The sequence below is a fragment of the Streptomyces sp. NPDC048483 genome (assembly GCF_040651455.1).
In the GTDB taxonomy this organism is placed as follows: Bacteria; Actinomycetota; Actinomycetes; order Streptomycetales; family Streptomycetaceae; genus Streptomyces.
The window spans coordinates 1-15,473 of the sequence record NZ_JBEZJZ010000156.1 but is presented as its reverse complement, the minus strand read 5'-3'; the positions used below and the strand labels follow the sequence as shown (position 1 = coordinate 15,473).

Here is a 15,473-nt window from a genome sequence, read left to right as displayed (position 1 = left end):
GACCGCTGTGCGGTACGCGCCGCTGCCGACCGCTGTGCGGTACGCGCCGCTGCCGACCGCTGTGCGGTACGCGCCGCTACTGACCGCTGTGCGGCACGCTCGCCGGGGCGGACGCCTCGGCGAGCGTAAAGGCCGTGTTGACCAGGGCGACGTGGGTGAAGGCCTGCGGGGTGTTGCCCAGTTGGCGCCGGTGTGCGGGGTCCCATTCCTCCGACAGCAGGCCCACGTCGTTGGCCGACGCAAGCACCTGCCCGAAGAGTTCCCGGGCGGCTTCCGGGCGGCCGGTCGCGGACAGCGCATCGGCGAGCCAGAACGAGCAGGCCAGGAAGGCCCCTTCGCTGCCGGGCAGCCCGTCGACCTCGCTCTCACCGGCGTAGCGGCGGACGAATCCGCCGTGGTCCAGTTCGTCGCGGACCGCGTCCACGGTACGGACCACCCGCGGGTCGTCGGGCGGCAGAAAGCCGGTCTTGACGATGAACAGTGTGGCCGCGTCGAGGTCCCGGCCCCCGTAGTGCTGGACGAAGACGCCGCGCCCGGCGTCGTAGCCGTGGGCGCAGACATCGGCGTGCACCGCGTGGCGCATCGCCCGCCAGCGGTCCGCCGGGGCCGGGAGTCCGGTCGCCTCGGCCATCCGAACGGCGCGATCGGCGGCGACCCACGACATGACCTTGGAGTGCACCCAGTGCCGGCGGCCGCCCCGGCCCTCCCAGAGGCCTTCGTCGGGGTCCTGCCAGTGCTCCTCCAGGAAGGACATCAACGCCTTGACCAGGCCCCAGACATGACGCTCCATCGGAATGCCGGCGGTCAGCGCCAGGTAGAGGGTGTCGACCACCTCTCCGTAGATGTCGAGCTGAAGCTGGTCGACGGCGGCGTTGCCGAAGCGGACCGGGGTGGAGTTCTCGTAGCCGGGCAGCCAGTGGGCATCGGTCTCCGGCAGGCGGCGCTCGCCCCCGACACCGTAGACGCTCTGGAGGTCGCCGGGGTCGCCGGCGATGGCCCGCACCAGCCACTGCCGCCAGGCCGCCGCCTCGTCGCGGAAGCCGCCGCGCAGCAGGGCGGACAGCGTCATGCTGGAGTCGCGCAGCCAGCAGAAGCGGTAGTCCCAGTTGCGTACCCCGCCGATGCGTTCGGGCAGCGAGGCGGTGGCGGCGGCGACAATGCCGCCGGTGGGGCGGTAGGCGAGGGCCTTGAGGGTGATCAGGGAGCGCACCACGGCGTCGGGCCAGGGGCCCTGGTAGCGGCAGCCGGCCGTCCAGTGCTGCCAGGCGTCGGCGGTCCGGCGCAGCAGGTGGTCGGGGTCGACGCGGTGGGTGGTGGGCAGGTGGGAGGGCTGCCAGGTGAGGACGAAGGGGACCCGCTCGCCGGCCCGTACGGTGAATTCGGAGCGGGTGCTGCTGTCATGGCCGAAGGTGTGGATGCCGGGGACGAGGCGCAGCCAGGCGGAGTCGGGTCCTGCGACGGCGATGCGGTGGTGTTCGGTACGTCGCACCCAGGGGGCGCTGCGCCCGTAGTTGAAGCGGAGCCGCAGGTCGCCGCGCATCTCGACGCTGCCACGCAGGCCTTCGACGATGCGGACGAGGCGGGGGGCGTGATCGCGCTGCGGCATGAAGTCGATGACTTTGACGGCGCCGTCCGGTGTCTCCCAGAAGGTTTCCAGGACGAGGGTGTCGCCGTGGTAGGCGCGGCGGGTGCACGACCCGGCCTCCACGGGGGCGATCCGCCAGTGGCCCTGGCGTTCGTCGCCGAGGAGGGCGGTGAAGCAGCTGGGCGAGTCGAAGCGCGGGAGGCAGAGCCAGTCCACCGAGCCGTCCTTGGCGACCAGGGCAGCGGTCTGCAGGTCGCCCAGGAGGGCGTAGTCCTCGATGCGTCCGGGCATGGCGACTCCCTCGGTGGGTTCCATTCTGGGGGCCGTCCCCGGCCCCCGCCCGGCGGGCACCTCGGCACGCGTCCCGCCCCGTCACCCGTGCGGCCGCGGGCCGCTTGTCCGGTTGCACCGGCTGTGCGACGGGAGGACGCTGTGCAGGGGGTGTGCCATCACCCCAGTTGTGGGGTGTGCCCTCACTCCAGAGGCGACAGCACTCCGGAGGGGAAGGGGTGCCCCCATGAAGCGTCCGCACTGGGTGCCTGAGGGGACGGACCAGGACACGCCCAACGTCGCCCGGGTCTACGACTGCTACCTGGGCGGATCGCACAACTTCGCGGCGGACCGGGAGATGGCGCGCAAGGCGATCGAGATGTGGCCGGACCTGCCCCGGATCATGCGCGCCAACCGCGCCTTCCTGCGGCGCGCGGTGCAGTACCTGGCCGGGGAAGGGTGTACGCGGTTCCTGGACATCGGGTCCGGGATCCCGACGTTCGGGGCGGTCCACGAGGTCGCGCGGGAAGTCCGGCCCGACGCGCGGGTGGTGTACGTCGACATCGACCCGGTGGCGGTGGCGCACAGCCGGCTGATGCTGCGGGACGACCCGCTGTGCGAGGTGGTACGGGCCGATATGCGCGATCCGGAGGGCCTGCTGGCCGAGCCCGCGGTCGCCGCGCTGCTGAGACCTGGGGAGCCGGTGGGGGTACTGCTGGTGGCCGTACTGCACTTCGTGACGGACGAGGAGGATCCGGGGCGGATCGTCCGGGTACTGCATGACGAGGTTCCGCCGGGCAGCGCGCTGGTGCTCTCCCATGCCTCGTCGGAGGGCCGCCCCGACCAGGCGGAAGGTCACCAGGAGCTCTACCGGCGGACGCCGACGCCGCTGACGATGCGGTCCCGGGCGGACATCACCGCGCTCTTCGACGGCTTCGTTCCCGTCGAGCCGGGCGTGGTCTTCCTGCCCGAGTGGCACCCCGAACGGCTCGAAACGGTCGGTCCGCACCCCGAGTTGACGACCGGCCTGGCGGGAGTGGGGCGCAGGCCGTGACCGCCCCACCGCCGGGGCCTGCGGAGGCATCCGCGGTCCGCTTCCGGGACGCCTGGTCCCGTCTCCTGCGCGAGGGCCATGGCGCGGCGGTGAGCCCGGGAATTCTGGGGCCGTTGGTGTCCCGTACGGCGGAACTGCTGGGGCGCGCCCACGGGGCGGAGCCGTTCCGGCCGGAGCCGGCCGAGCAGGCCGGGGCGCTGCTGGTGGACGCGCATTTCACCGATCCGGCGGTACTGGCGCGGGCGGTGGCGCTGCTGGAGGAGTGGCCGGTGGCGGACGGCCGCGGGCCGGAGCTGGTGGGGGCGTTCGCCGCGGGCTGGTCGGGGGCGCTGCGCGACCGGACGCTGCGCGAGCAGGAAGCGATGCGGCGGGCGGTGGACCTGGCGCGCCGGGGCGCGGAGAAGGCGCTCTATGCGTCGGAGGCCAGGTTCCGGGCGGTGTTCGAGACGGCCGCGATCGGGATCGGGATCGGCGATCTGGAGGGGAACATCCTGGCGGTGAACAGGGCGCTGACGGAGATGTTCGGTGCGCGTGCCGAGGACATGCGCCATCTGAGCGTCGACAAGCTGGTGCATCCCGAGGACGCGCCGGGGGTGTGGGAGGCGTACCGCGAGCTGGTGCGCGGCCGGCGCGAGCACTTCCAGTGCGACAAGCCGTACTACCGGCACGACGGCGAGGTGATCTGGACCCATCTGACGGTGTCGCTGATCCGCGACGAGGAGGGGGAGCCGCGCTATCAGGTGGCGATGCTGGAGGACGTCACCGACCAGCACCGGCTGCAGGAGCGGCTGCGCTATCAGGCCACGCACGATCCGCTGACCGGGCTGCCGAACCGTACGGCGTTCTTCGAGCGGCTGGAGCGCCTGTTCGCGGCCCCCGATCCGGGCGCGCGGTTCGGGCTGTGCTCGGTGGACCTGGACGGTTTCAAGAACATCAACGACAGCCTGGGGCACGAGACCGGCGACCAGCTGCTGGGGGCGGTGGCGGACCGCTTGCAGACGACGCTGGCGCCGCTGGGGCATCTGGTGGCGCGGCTGGGCGGTGACGAGTTCATCGTGCTGGTGGAGGGCTGCCGGGGCCGGCAGGAGGGGATCGCGGTGGCGCAGACGGTGCTGGGGGCGCTGGCGCCGCCGTTTCTGATCGGGGATCAGCAGCTGGTGGTGCGGGCGAGCGTCGGTGTGGTGGAGCAGCCGGTCTCCTCGACGACTCCGGGGGCCGCGATGCGCAGCGCGGATCTGACGCTGTACCGGGCGAAGAAGGAGGGACGGGGCCGCTGGACGCTGTTCGATCCCCGGCGGAACGCGGTGGCGGTCAGCCAGTACGCGATGTCGGTGCGGATTCCGATGGCGCTGGACCGCGGCGAGTTCTTCATCGAGTACCAGCCACTGTGTGCGCTGTCGGACGGCTCGACGGTGGCGGCGGAGGCGCTGGTGCGGTGGCGGCACCCGGAGTTGGGGGTGCTGGGGCCGGACGAGTTCATCACGACCGCGGAGGAGAGCGGGCTGATCATTCCGCTGGGCCGGTGGGTGCTGCTGCAGGCGTGTGAGCAGGCGGCGCGGTGGGTGGCCCGGTTCGGGCGGGCGGCGCCGCGCATCAACGTCAATCTGGCGGTGCGGCAGGCGCGTAACGCCGGTCTGCTCGCCGACATCGACCGGATTCTGCGGGCCAGCGGGCTGGATCCGGGACAGCTGCAGCTGGAGATCACCGAGAGCGCGATGCTCGGGCCGCACGACCCGGCGCTGCAGGCGCTGCGCACGCTCGTCGACATGGGCGTCTCGCTGACCGTGGACGACTTCGGCACCGGCTGGTCGAACCTGGCGTATCTGCGGGATCTGCCGGTGTCCGGGCTGAAGATCGCGGGGTCCTTCGTGTCGGAGCTGCATGCGGCCGGTGAGGACGATGCCCTGGGGTGGCGGATCATCGGCGGCATGGTGTCACTGGCGCACACGCTCGGGCTGACCGTGACGGCGGAGGGCGTGGAGACCGCGGCGGATGCGGAGCGGCTGCGGGAGATGGGCTGCGACTGGGCGCAGGGCTGGCATTACGGCCGTCCGGTGCGGCCCGGTGAGATCACCCGCCGGATCGCGAAGGAGACCGGGGACGCCGGGTGAGGGGACGCCCGGCAGGAGAGCGCCCGGCAGGGGAACGCCCGGCAGGGGAACGCGCAGCGGGACGGCACCGGACGAGGGTAAACAGATTGCAAAGTATGCTTTATAGTACAAATTACCTTGACCCGGCCGGAGGCTCCGCCCACCATGGAGACCTGGCACCGTATCCGCGGACACCCCGTCCGCCCGCATACGGACAGCACATGTGCCAGGTGTGGTGGTTGACGCTTGACGCGTCCGAGAGCGACCGACGCACTTCGCGTCCGGGGCAGAGCGGCCCGAGTTCCCCCTTCAGCCCGCCGCCCCGTGGATCACTCTCCTCGACAATAGGTGTACCGCGCCTTTCCGGCCGGAGCCCGGTAGCGGCACCGTCGGTGTACACCCTCGCAGCTAACGGGTCCGCCCTCAGGCCTCCCGCCAGGGGCACCCGTTGCCTTTCGCAAGGCCGTACCCAAGGCGGTACCCGATGAGCGCAAGCGACCGCTTGGCGACCCCGCAGCTCCTGCGGCGCGCCACCGGCACCCCACCCGTCCCACACACCGTCAGTTCGGGCTTCGCCAAGGGCTCCCGGTTCCTCGCCGGGGGCGGCTCGCCCGCTCTGACGCCGATGCGCCCGCCGGGCAACCTGGCGCTGCCCGCCGTCGCCCACCGCAGGGACCACGCCACACCCCTTGCGCACGCCCCGCGCCTGGGACTTCGTATCGCCGAGGTGCCCAGGCCAAAACTTCCCCGCCGCAGCGGGCGCTCGCCCCTGCACGCGGCCTCCGACGGCCGCCGCATGCCGCGGACCCCGATCGCCGAACGCACCGGCGCCCGGCGCTCGACACCCGTGGGTGTGGGGAAGCGATGACCGGCCTCGGTCGGCGCACCGCAGCGGCCTGCCCCGGCCTCGCCGCCCGCGAAACGCTCTACACCCCCGCCCCTGTCGTCGAGCTGGATCCGACGGCCAACCGGGACGGACGCGTGTTGGCGTTGGTGCGGCAGCAGGGACACCCGCTCGGCACGGTCAGCGCGCACGGCGTCCTCGGGGACACCGACGGGCTGTACCGGGCGCCGGCCGACGCCGCACCGCGCCAACCGACCCCGCCGGCCCCCGACCAGGCGGCACTGCCGGGGCCCGGACCTGCCGCACGGGTCCGGGGGCCGGCGGACCGGCCGGACGTCGGCGTGGCCGCCCACAACCGGCCCGCGATGCTCCGTGCGCGTCGGGATCTGCCGCTGCGCGCCGAGCACGCGTCGTTCGCGACCGTGGTGGTGGACCACACCCCCGGCAACGACGGCGCGCTCGACCCAGCGCGCCGCCACCACCCGTCCCGAGCCAGGAATGTGAGGGAAACCATGGTGGGCCTGGCTCGGGCGCACCCTTGCGGGCTGTCGGTGGCCCGCCGCCGGATCTGCGCCTTCACCGACGGCAACACCCCGGCCGGCCGCGGCCGGATCACCGCACCGGAGCGGGCCATCGGCAGTGGCCCCCGTGCCGGCTCCGGCGCAGGCCGCGCGGCGGTCGGCCGCGCCACCGGCCTGATCCGGCCGACCGAGCCGGAGACCGCCGCCCGGTCATGAGGGCCGTGCCCGTCTTCCTCTACCACTCGGTGAGCACCGATCCCCCCGCGTGGACAGTGCCGTACACGGTCACGCCCCGGGCTTTCACCGAGCAGCTGGACCGGATGGCGGATGCCGGGCTGACCGTGGTGCCCCTGCGGCGGTTGGTCGCGGCGTTGCGCGGCGGCCCCCCGCTGCCGCCGCGCAGCGCCGTCCTCACCTTCGACGACGGTTTCGCCGACTTCTACTGGACGGTGACCCCGCTGCTCACCGACCGCTCCCTGCCCGCGACGCTCTACATCACCACGGGCGCCATCCACCCGCCCGGCGGCCGCCCCGAAGGCAGCCTGCTGCCGCCCGCCCCCATGCTGACATGGCGTCAGGTCGCCACCCTCGACGCCCTGGACTTCGAGATCGGTGGCCACACCACCACCCATCCGCAGCTGGACGCACTGCCCGCCCAGCGGATGTGGCACGAGATCGTCGACAACAAACGACGGCTGGAGGACGTGCTCGGCCACCCTGTCTACGCCTTCGCCTACCCGTACGGCTACTCCAGCACCGCCGTACGCCGCACCGTACGGGAGGCCGGCTGGACCTCGGCCTGTACGGTCCGCAACGCCTTCAGCTCCGCCGGCGACGAGCCGATGCGCATCTGCCGCCTGATGGTCCGCGCCGACACACCGCCCGAGCTCTTCACCCAGTGGACCCGCGGCACCGGCGCCCCCGTCGCCCCGCTGCCGGAGACTCTGCAGACCATGGCCTGGCGCCTCTGCCGCCAGGCCCGCACCCTGCTCTGGCGCCCGGCGGCCGGCCGACCGGGCACCGGGGCGACGCCGTAGGCGTCCGTAGTGCCGGTGACGACCGGTCGGCACGGGCCGACCGGGCACGGGCTACGAGCAGCTACGACGCCGGTACGGCCACCCGGACGGAAGCCTTCGAGGCCTGGCAGAACGAGGTCGAGCACGCCCGGCGGATCGAGCGGGCGGCGGATTCCCTCGAGGTGACGGGGCATCAGGCGCGGTGGGGCAAGGACGTCTCGCTCCGGATGGTGCTGCTGCACCTGATCCATGAGTACGCCCGGCACAACGGCCATGCGGACTTCCTGCGCGAGGGGATCGACGGGGTGGTGGGCGCCTGAGGGCCCGCCCCCACCCTGGTGGGTGGGGGCGCAAGCGGTCAGTTCGCGAGGAGCCGGCGCAGCCAGTTCAGTGGTGCCGCCCCCGCGTCGCGGGACAGCGCGGCCTGGGGTGCCATGCCCGTGAAGCCATGGAATCCGCCGGGCCACACATGGAGTTCGGCGCTGCCGCCGACCTGCCAGAGCCGGCCGGCGTAGGCGATGTCCTCGTCGCGGAAGGTCTCGGCCGAGCCGACGTCGATGAATGCCGGCGGCAGCCCGGACAGGTCCTCGGCGCGGGCGGGCGCGGCGTACGGCGAGACGTCCGGGCCGCCGCGCGCCTCCCCCAGGAGCGCGGTCCAGCCGGTGTTGTTGGCCGTACGGTCCCAGACCCCGAGCCCGGCCATCTGGTAGCTGGACGGGGTGTCGTTACGGTCGTCGAGCATCGGGCACAGCAGGAGCTGTCCGGCGAGCTCCGGGCCGCCCCGGTCGCGCGCCATCAGGGCGACGGCCGCGGCGAGTCCACCACCGGCGCTGGCGCCGGCGACCACGATCCGGCCGGGGTCGACGCCGATGTCGGCGGCGTGGGCGGCCGTCCAGAGCAGGCCCGCGTAGCAGTCCTCCACCGGTGCGGGGTGCGGGTCTTCGGGGGCGAGCCGGTATTCGACCGACACGACGACCGTACGCAGCTCCCGCGCCAGCTCCAGAAAGCCCAGGGCACCGCTGCGCCGGTCCCCGACGATCATGCCGCCGCCGTGCATCATGTACAGGGCGGGCAGCGGCCCCGGCTCCCCCGCCGGCCGCAGGATGAGCAGCGAGATGTCCGGCGCGCCCTGCGGCCCCGGCACCGTGCGGTCCTCGACCTCGAAGGCGCCGCCGAGGCTCATCGTCTCGTCCGAGGGCAGCTCCACCAGGCGCGACTGACGCAGTTGGGGGATCATGTCGGGCAGCAGGGCGGGTGGCAGGTCCTTCCCTATGGCCTCGAGGAGGTCCACCAGCTCGGGGTCGAACGGTGGCGGCGGCCCGACGGGGACGGGCTGGGTGTCGGCGGGCTGGGTGTCGGTCATCGGATGTGTCCTACCTCGCAATGCGTCGGCGGCGCCCACGGCCAGGGCGCCGCCCCTTGGTCAACCACGGCCATCCTGCCTTGAGGTGGCCACCCGGTGCGCGCGCCACCGCGCGGTAAGGATTCGCCGGGCGGTGGGTGAGCCCAGTGCCACAGCCGCCGTGCCGCCGCCCAGCGCGATGGCGCCCGCCAACAGGAACACGGCGTGCAGGCCGTACGCACGGAAGGCCGTGCCCAGGAGCGCGATGCCCAGCGCGAGGCCGAGCTGGCGTGCGCCGTTGGCGGCCGCGGCGGCGACACCGCTGTGGGCCGGCGGTGCCGCGGCCATGGCCGTCGCCGGCAGCACGGGGGAGACGAGCCCGGCGCCGACGCCGGTGAGGACGAGGCCCGGCAGCAACACCGGCCAGGTGGAGCCGGGTTGCGCGGCGAGCAGGGCCAGATCGCCGATCCCGACGAGTGCGCAGCCACCGCCGATGGCCCAGTGGGCGGGGGCCCGGTGCAGTGCGCTGCCGGCCAACGCGGAGGTGACGAAGAAGGCCAGCGGCTGGGCGCTGATGACGAGTGAGGTGGCGAAGGAGGTGAGTCCGGCGTCGTTCTGGAGCCAGAGCGAGAGCACCGGGAGGAAGGCGAAGGCGGCCAGGTAGTAGGCGCCGGACGCGGCCAACAGGCCGTCGAAGGCGGGCTTACGAAGCAGCGCGAGGGGAATCATGGGGTGCGCCGATGCCCGCTCGATGCGGACGAACGCGGTGAGCGCGGCCGCGCCGACGGCGAAGCCGAGGAGCGTCACGGCGTCGCCCCAGCCCCGTTCACCGCCGCGGACGAAGCCGAAGGTGACGCCGGTTGCGGCCAGGGTGAAGGCCACGATGCCCGGCCAGTCGACGGGGGTCGGTGTGGGCGCGTCGCCGGCCGGCATCTTCAGGGACAGCAGCAGCGTGGCGAGACAGAGCGGCACCGAGCCGTAGAAGATCCACTGCCAGGACAGGAGTTGGGTGAGCATGCCGCCGGCAACATTGCCGACACCGGCGGCCGCCCCGGCGACGGCGCCCCAGACGGCGAACGCGCGGGCCTTGTCCCGCCCGCTGTACGTCAGGCCGATCAGGGGTAACAGCGTGGCGAACATCGCGGCGCCCGCGACCCCCTGGACGGCGCGGGCCGCGATCAGCAGCTGAACGTTTTCGGCCATCCCGCATCCGAGGGTGGCCAGTGTGAAGACGGCGAGGCCGAGTACGTACAGCCGCTTGCATCCCAGGGTGTCGCCGAGCGATCCCATGCCGAGCAGCAGCCCGGCGAGGGCGAGGGTGTAGACGTCGACGATCCATTGCAGCGCGCCGAAGCCCGCGTTGAGGTCGGCGGCCATGCGCGGCAGCGCCACCGTCACGATCGTGGCGTAGACAAGAAGGAGGAAGGTGCCGAGGCAGGTGGCGACGAGGGGCAGCCATTTGTTCATGCGGTCCATGAGCGCACCCTGCTGTAATGTCCTTATGCAGCTGAACCCTTACGGGGCGGATCGCGTCCGCTTTGTGACCGACCTCACCAACACGCCTCCGACCAGTGCGGAGGAGCTGACCGCTCGGTGCCGCGCGGCGGACATGCCGCTGGACGACCCCATGACGGATGCCGATCTGGCCGACGTGCTGGACTTCCTGGCCCGCTGGACCGAGGTCGTCGATGCCGCTACCGACGCCCGCCGCGCGGCCCTGCTCAACGCCCTGCTCGCGGAGGCCACCACCCACCCCCGGCTGACCGACCACGCCGACGGCGGCTGGCACCTTCACTATCGTGAAGACGGCCGGAGTCCGGCCGGCGTGCTGCGCGCGATGGCCGCCGTCGCCACCGCGTTCCATCTGACCGGCCTGGGGATGCACCGGCTGGGCCGCTGCGCGCTGGCCGAATGCGGTAATGCCTACGCGGATTTCAGCCGGGCCGGCCGGCAGCGTTACTGCTCCCCTGCCTGCGCCAATCGCGACGCGGTCCGCCGACACCGTGCCAGGAGGACGGCGCCGGGCCGATCATGACGGCTTTCACACCCTGTTCATCTCTCAACTATTGGTAAATGTCGGCCAATTCAGCATGAATTTCCAGCCACGCCGCGCCACGCACTTTCCCGCACACGCGGCGCGGCGGCGCACCATTTCGGCCACCCTCCGCGCCCGAGCCCGCCGTTTTCCCTGCACTGCGAAAGCACTCCCACCGCATTCCTGCCGCCTTCTTGGTATGTTCACTTATCAGTCACCTTCCGTACACCAAGAAGACACCTTCTGACGCTACTTGACCTGGAACTGACGGTTCGCCAGATCAGCGCGAAACCGACCCAAGCGCCACCATGATTAGCGGACGCTACTTTCCGGAAGCATGTGATCACATGTAGCGTTCGAATCGGAGCTGAGCCGCGGCTTTGCACCACGTCACGGCTGACTACGGGCCTGGGCGCGCGCATGTTTCCGGCACAAACGGAGCACTGGCCCCACTGGCCACACCCGCATCACAAGTGTCGGTGGGCCAACCCGCATCGGGACCGCGTCGCGTTCATCCCGCAGTACCTCCGAAAACCGAACGTCGAGCACCGCCATGTCTCTGTCCGTACACGCCTGCTTTGCAAGAGGAATGGGCCCAGATCATGTTTATGAACTCCTCGACGACCCTTGTCTTGCGACCAGAGTCAGAGTTCGGCCTCCCGGCCGATGCCGCCCCCGACGATGGACCTCCCCTGGCGGTCGACCGGCTTCCCGACGGCAAGTGGCAACTCACCCTGCACGACCTCGAACCCGTGTCGGTCCACCGGCTTCCGGACGAGGTGCACATCATCCTGGCGCCACCCTGCGCGGAACCACCCCGCCCCACCACGGCAAATGCGCCGGCGCGGCCCACGGCGAGTCCACCGGACCCGATCCAGATCGATACCGCGGCCCGCACCGTGTCCATTGAAGGACGCCAACTCAACCTGCCCCGGCTGGAATTCGACCTGCTCGCTCACCTGGTGCTGCACCCGCAGCGCGCCTTCACCCGACAGCAGCTGATGGATGCCCTCTGGCCGTCCTGCCAGTCCAGCGCCCGCACCGTCGATGTCCACATCGCCCGGCTGCGGCGACGGCTGGGGCCGGCCCGCCGCGACTCCATCAGCACCGTGTTCGGCATCGGCTACAAGTACCTGCCCACTCCGTAGACGGCGGGTTCCGCAGCCGACACGGTCGTCTTTCGGCCGCGGCCCCTGTACCGGCGCCCCCCGTCCGCCGGTCCAGGGGCCGCGGCACACCGTCACCCGCTCTCGTGTGCCGCCGCCAGATGTGGCGGCGTCCCGGTTGCGGGCTCCTTCCGTACGAAGGCGCGCCGCAGGGCGTGATACGGCTGGTCCGGGGCGAAGAAGTTGGTGTGCATCCGGGCCAGTTCATGGGACCGGTAGGCGGCGAGCGGCCGGTGTGCCTCATCGCGTTCCCGGTCGGCCTTCTTGGCGGCGATCCGCGGCTGACAGGAGGGCGCCGCCGCGAGGTGGGCGGCCAGTTGTGCGGTCCGTGCCGTGAAGTCCTGCGGGCCGCAGTCGATGAGCCGGTCCACCAGTCCGAGGCGCTGCCCGGTGGCCGCGGTGACCGGCAGCGCCCGTTCCATGAGCCGCGCGGCCGCCTCGGGCCCTGCCCGGCCGGGCAGGGTGTAGGTCCAGTACTCGGATCCGTACAGACCCATCAGCCGGTAGTGGGGGTTGAGCACCACGGCCGACCGGCACCAGACCTCGTCGGCCGCCAGCGCCAGCATTGCCCCGCCGGCCGCGGCGTTGCCGCCGAGCGCGGCGACCACCAGCCGGTCGGTGGTGGTCAGGACGGCGTGGACGAGGTCGTCCATGGCGTTGATGTTGGCCCAGGACTCCGCGGCGGGGTCCGGGGCGCCCTCGATGACGTTGAGGTGGATGCCGTTGGCGAAGAAGTCCCGGCAGCCGCCGAGGACCAGCACGGAGGTCGGCCGGGAGCAGGCGTGCCGGTAGGCGGCGAGCAGACGGCGGCAGTGGTCGGTGCTCATCGCCCCACCGGGGAAGGCGAAGCGCAGGAAGCCGACGGCGCCGTCCTCGCGGTAGCGGATATCGGTCCAGGTGCGCGGGCGGCCGGTCTCTGTGCGGCCGGTCTCCGTAGAGGGCCCGTCGTCGGGCTCCGGCGGCGCCGGGATCTCGGGTACGTGCGGCAGCCGGTCGCCGAGTGCGAGGGTCGCGGGCAGTTTGAAGGTGGCGGGTGCCCCCGGGGTGCGCGGCGGGCGCAGTTCCGGGATCCAGACCGCGCCGTCGGCCGTGGCCCGGCAAACGGCGCCGGACCGGGTGGCGAGCAGCGCGCCCGGCTCGCCGGTGAGCGTGTCCTCGGGGTGGCCGCCGTGCAGAAACCAGGTCTCGCCGAGCAGCTCGTCGCGTACTCCGGGCTGTGAGTCCGCGGCGCGCAGCTTGCGGACGACGGTGTCGGTCGGGTCCGTTCGCCAGTCGATACGGCGCTCGGTCTGGCGGAGGGGCGGCCGCGGGCAGCCGGGTTTTTCGGCGGCGGGGAGCAAGTGCTGCGGCCGCGGGCGGTGGTCGCCGGACGCGAACCGCTCGACGGCGGTGCGGACCGCTTCCATCGCCGCATCCGCGATCTCGTTCCGGTACAGATCGCTCTTGCCGACCTCGGGAACGGGGCAGCCGGCGGCGGCCCACACATCCCCCGCGTCCATCTCGTCATTGGCCTGCAGGACCGTGACGCCCCATCGGTCCGCACCCAGGTGCACCGCCCAGTCAACCGAGGACGGTCCGCGGTCGCCGAGAGGGCCGGGGTGCACGATCAGGCAGGTGTACGCGGACCACACCTCCCGCGGGACGGCCGTTTTGAGCATCGGCGCGATGATCAGGTCGGGGGCGTGCCGGCGTACGGTCTCGAGGAGGGGTGTCCGACGGGTGACCAGCTCCACCGTCACCCGGTGTCCGCCATCGGTGAGTTCGGCGTGGACGCGCTGCGTCAGGCTGTTGAACGCGCCGGCGATGAGCAGAATGCGCACGGCAGACTCCCCTGGGGCTGGTACCGATGTGCCGATGACTGGTCGCGATGGTTCCGCAGGAGGGGGCGCCGGGCACCGGACCCGCTCGGCGGGTCATCCGATCGGTGGCCGCCGGGCGGCGCAACGACCGGCGCCGCCTCGCCATCTTTGGCCTTCGATTGACATCAACTTGGTGATTCTTTTAACTTCAAAGGACCGGGGCGTGTCCTCAACGACCGTGCACCCGCGCCAAAGCACCAAGGAAGCATGGCGTCATTTCCCGTTATCACGGTGGAAACCTGATTGGTGCAGTGTGGGTGCACCTGAGGCGAAACGGAGGGCGATGATGCGGAAGGGAACCGGCATAGCCAGCACAACCGGCATAGCCGTCGTGCCCGGCATCTCGCTTCGCCGCCTCTGCCGTCTTCCCCTCACCCTCCTCATGGCCGTCTTCGCGTGCGTACTGGCCGCTGCGGCCGCCACGCCCGAGTCGTCGACGCCCGCCCTGCCGGCCGCAGTGGCGCTCAAGTCCACCGGTAGCGTCCCGGTTGTCGACGCCACCGGCGACGGCGACGGGGACTGCACCGAGCTCGAGGCCGAGCGCGGCCAGCCGCGCCGCGTCACACGGACCTCGGCCGGCATTCCGCAGTGCACAGGGCGGCCCCTGCCGCCGTGCCGCACCGACCCGACCTCCGCACCCGTCGTCGCCTCCGGACCTCCGGCGGGCCGGTGTTCCACTCCGGCCGCCGCCGCATCAAGACCCAGCCAACTCCCCGTACTGCACTGCGCCTTCCGCTGCTGAGCGGCGCCGCGGTGGCCCGGGCCTGCCAAGTGGGTCAAGGCCTGGTCCCCACTTGCGCGCCACACTTTCGCGCCACCCTCGCGGTGGCACCACTCATCAGCAGGAGACCTCCTCATGGAGACCTTCATCCAGCATGCCCGGGGCCGGACCGCCCGGATCGCCGAACGGAGTGAGGAGCGGGAGGCCTACGGCCGGCTCGCCGCCGGGCAGTCGCCCCTCGCCCTGTTCATCACCTGTTCCGACTCCCGGGTCGTACCGTCCCTGATCACCGGGGCGCAGCCAGGCGAACTCTTCGAGCTCCGCACGGCCGGGAACGCCGTGCCCGTCTACCAGGAAGACATGCCGGCCAGTTCGGAGGCCGCCACCATCGAGTACGCCATGCGTGTCCTGGCCGTCGACGACATCGTGGTCTGCGGTCACTCGCACTGCGGCGCGGTCGGCGCCAAGGCCCGCGGCGAGGACCTGGCCGGCGCACCCGCCGTACGGGACTGGCTGGCCCACGCGCTGTCCGACGAACTGCCCGGCGACCCCGAACCGGCGGTCACCGCCGCGGTCCAGCACCACGTCTGCGAACAGCTGGACCGGCTGCGCGGATACCCCTGCGTACGGGAGCGCCTGGCGGCCGGTGAGGTCACGCTGCACGGCTGGTTCTACGAGGTGCACACCGGCTCGGTGTCCGCCTATGAGCCCGCCGCCGACGCGTTCCTCCCCCTGTGAAGGCGGAGGCCGACCACGCCATGAAGCACCACACGCAACCCACCTCGCAAAAGCGCCCCATCTCACTGAAGGACATCGCCTCGCTGAAGCAACTCGCCTCCTTCCGGGCGGATTTCACCGCCTCCCTCGTCGTCTTCCTGGTCGCCGTCCCGCTGTGTGTCGGGGTGGCGGTCGCCTCCGGCGTACCGGCCGAGCTGGGGCTGGTCACCGGCATCGTCGGCGGACTGCTCAC

The 15,473-nt window shown here is 72.1% G+C and carries 15 protein-coding genes; 11 read left to right on the top strand and 4 right to left on the bottom strand.

Annotated features, from left to right (window positions below; genetic code table 11):
• Positions 1–76: 76 nt before the first annotated feature.
• The gene (locus AB0D04_RS39615) at positions 77–1,876 is read right to left on the bottom strand and encodes a glycoside hydrolase family 15 protein (protein ID WP_362712258.1); all 1,800 of its coding nucleotides are present in this window, start codon (positions 1,874–1,876) and stop codon (positions 77–79) included.
• Positions 1,877–2,102: 226 nt separating this feature from the next.
• On the opposite strand from AB0D04_RS39615, the gene AB0D04_RS39610 reads away from it, so the two are divergent.
• From AB0D04_RS39610 to AB0D04_RS39585, 6 genes are all read left to right on the top strand, one after another.
• The gene (locus tag AB0D04_RS39610) at positions 2,103–2,909 is read left to right on the top strand and encodes an SAM-dependent methyltransferase (protein ID WP_362712257.1); all 807 of its coding nucleotides are present in this window, start codon (positions 2,103–2,105) and stop codon (positions 2,907–2,909) included.
• Positions 2,906–5,020 carry an EAL domain-containing protein gene (locus AB0D04_RS39605; protein WP_362712256.1) on the top strand — a complete coding sequence of 705 codons (2,115 nt, stop codon included), beginning with the start codon at positions 2,906–2,908 and terminating at the stop codon, positions 5,018–5,020. The genes AB0D04_RS39610 and AB0D04_RS39605 overlap by 4 nt, the downstream gene beginning before the upstream one ends.
• A 463-nt stretch (positions 5,021–5,483) precedes the next feature.
• Entirely contained in the window at positions 5,484–5,867 is a 384-nt protein-coding gene (locus AB0D04_RS39600; RefSeq protein WP_362712255.1) for a hypothetical protein, read from the top strand.
• Positions 5,864–6,580 carry a hypothetical protein gene (locus AB0D04_RS39595; RefSeq protein ID WP_362712254.1) on the top strand — a complete coding sequence of 239 codons (717 nt, stop codon included), beginning with the start codon at positions 5,864–5,866 and terminating at the stop codon, positions 6,578–6,580. Before AB0D04_RS39600 ends, AB0D04_RS39595 begins: the two co-directional genes overlap by 4 nt.
• A complete protein-coding gene (locus tag AB0D04_RS39590; protein WP_362712253.1) occupies positions 6,577–7,401 on the top strand; it encodes a polysaccharide deacetylase family protein in 825 nt (274 codons plus the stop codon). The genes AB0D04_RS39595 and AB0D04_RS39590 overlap by 4 nt, the downstream gene beginning before the upstream one ends.
• Entirely contained in the window at positions 7,323–7,700 is a 378-nt protein-coding gene (locus AB0D04_RS39585) for a DUF664 domain-containing protein (RefSeq protein WP_362712260.1), read from the top strand. The genes AB0D04_RS39590 and AB0D04_RS39585 overlap by 79 nt, the downstream gene beginning before the upstream one ends.
• A gap of 38 nt (positions 7,701–7,738) precedes the next feature.
• Here AB0D04_RS39585 and AB0D04_RS39580 read toward each other — a convergent pair whose 3' ends face one another.
• The gene (locus tag AB0D04_RS39580) at positions 7,739–8,743 is read right to left on the bottom strand and encodes an alpha/beta hydrolase (protein ID WP_362712252.1); all 1,005 of its coding nucleotides are present in this window, start codon (positions 8,741–8,743) and stop codon (positions 7,739–7,741) included.
• A 60-nt stretch (positions 8,744–8,803) separates the two neighbouring features.
• Positions 8,804–10,198: an MFS transporter gene (locus tag AB0D04_RS39575; RefSeq protein WP_362712251.1), complete on the bottom strand. Its 1,395-nt coding sequence runs from the start codon at positions 10,196–10,198 to the stop codon at positions 8,804–8,806.
• A 25-nt stretch (positions 10,199–10,223) separates the two neighbouring features.
• On the opposite strand from AB0D04_RS39575, the gene AB0D04_RS39570 reads away from it, so the two are divergent.
• Both AB0D04_RS39570 and AB0D04_RS39565 read left to right on the top strand, forming a co-directional pair.
• Complete coding sequence (locus tag AB0D04_RS39570; protein ID WP_362712250.1) at positions 10,224–10,757, top strand: CGNR zinc finger domain-containing protein; 534 nt, start codon at positions 10,224–10,226, stop codon at positions 10,755–10,757.
• A 632-nt stretch (positions 10,758–11,389) separates the two neighbouring features.
• The gene (locus AB0D04_RS39565; protein ID WP_362712249.1) at positions 11,390–11,905 is read left to right on the top strand and encodes a winged helix-turn-helix domain-containing protein; all 516 of its coding nucleotides are present in this window, start codon (positions 11,390–11,392) and stop codon (positions 11,903–11,905) included.
• 92 nt (positions 11,906–11,997) lie between these two features.
• Here the strand turns inward: AB0D04_RS39565 and AB0D04_RS39560 are convergent, their stop codons facing one another.
• On the bottom strand, positions 11,998–13,743 hold the full coding sequence (locus tag AB0D04_RS39560; protein WP_362712248.1) for a hydrogenase maturation protein: 1,746 nt from the start codon (positions 13,741–13,743) through the stop codon (positions 11,998–12,000).
• A gap of 322 nt (positions 13,744–14,065) precedes the next feature.
• Between AB0D04_RS39560 and AB0D04_RS39555 the strand changes: the two genes are divergently transcribed.
• The 3 genes from AB0D04_RS39555 to AB0D04_RS39545 form a co-directional block, all read left to right on the top strand.
• On the top strand, positions 14,066–14,524 hold the full coding sequence (locus AB0D04_RS39555; protein WP_362712247.1) for a hypothetical protein: 459 nt from the start codon (positions 14,066–14,068) through the stop codon (positions 14,522–14,524).
• Between the two features lie 114 nt (positions 14,525–14,638).
• The gene (locus AB0D04_RS39550) at positions 14,639–15,241 is read left to right on the top strand and encodes a carbonic anhydrase (RefSeq protein ID WP_362712246.1); all 603 of its coding nucleotides are present in this window, start codon (positions 14,639–14,641) and stop codon (positions 15,239–15,241) included.
• Between the two features lie 83 nt (positions 15,242–15,324).
• The coding region (locus tag AB0D04_RS39545) for a SulP family inorganic anion transporter (RefSeq protein WP_362712259.1) at positions 15,325–15,473 on the top strand (149 nt) is incomplete at its 3' end.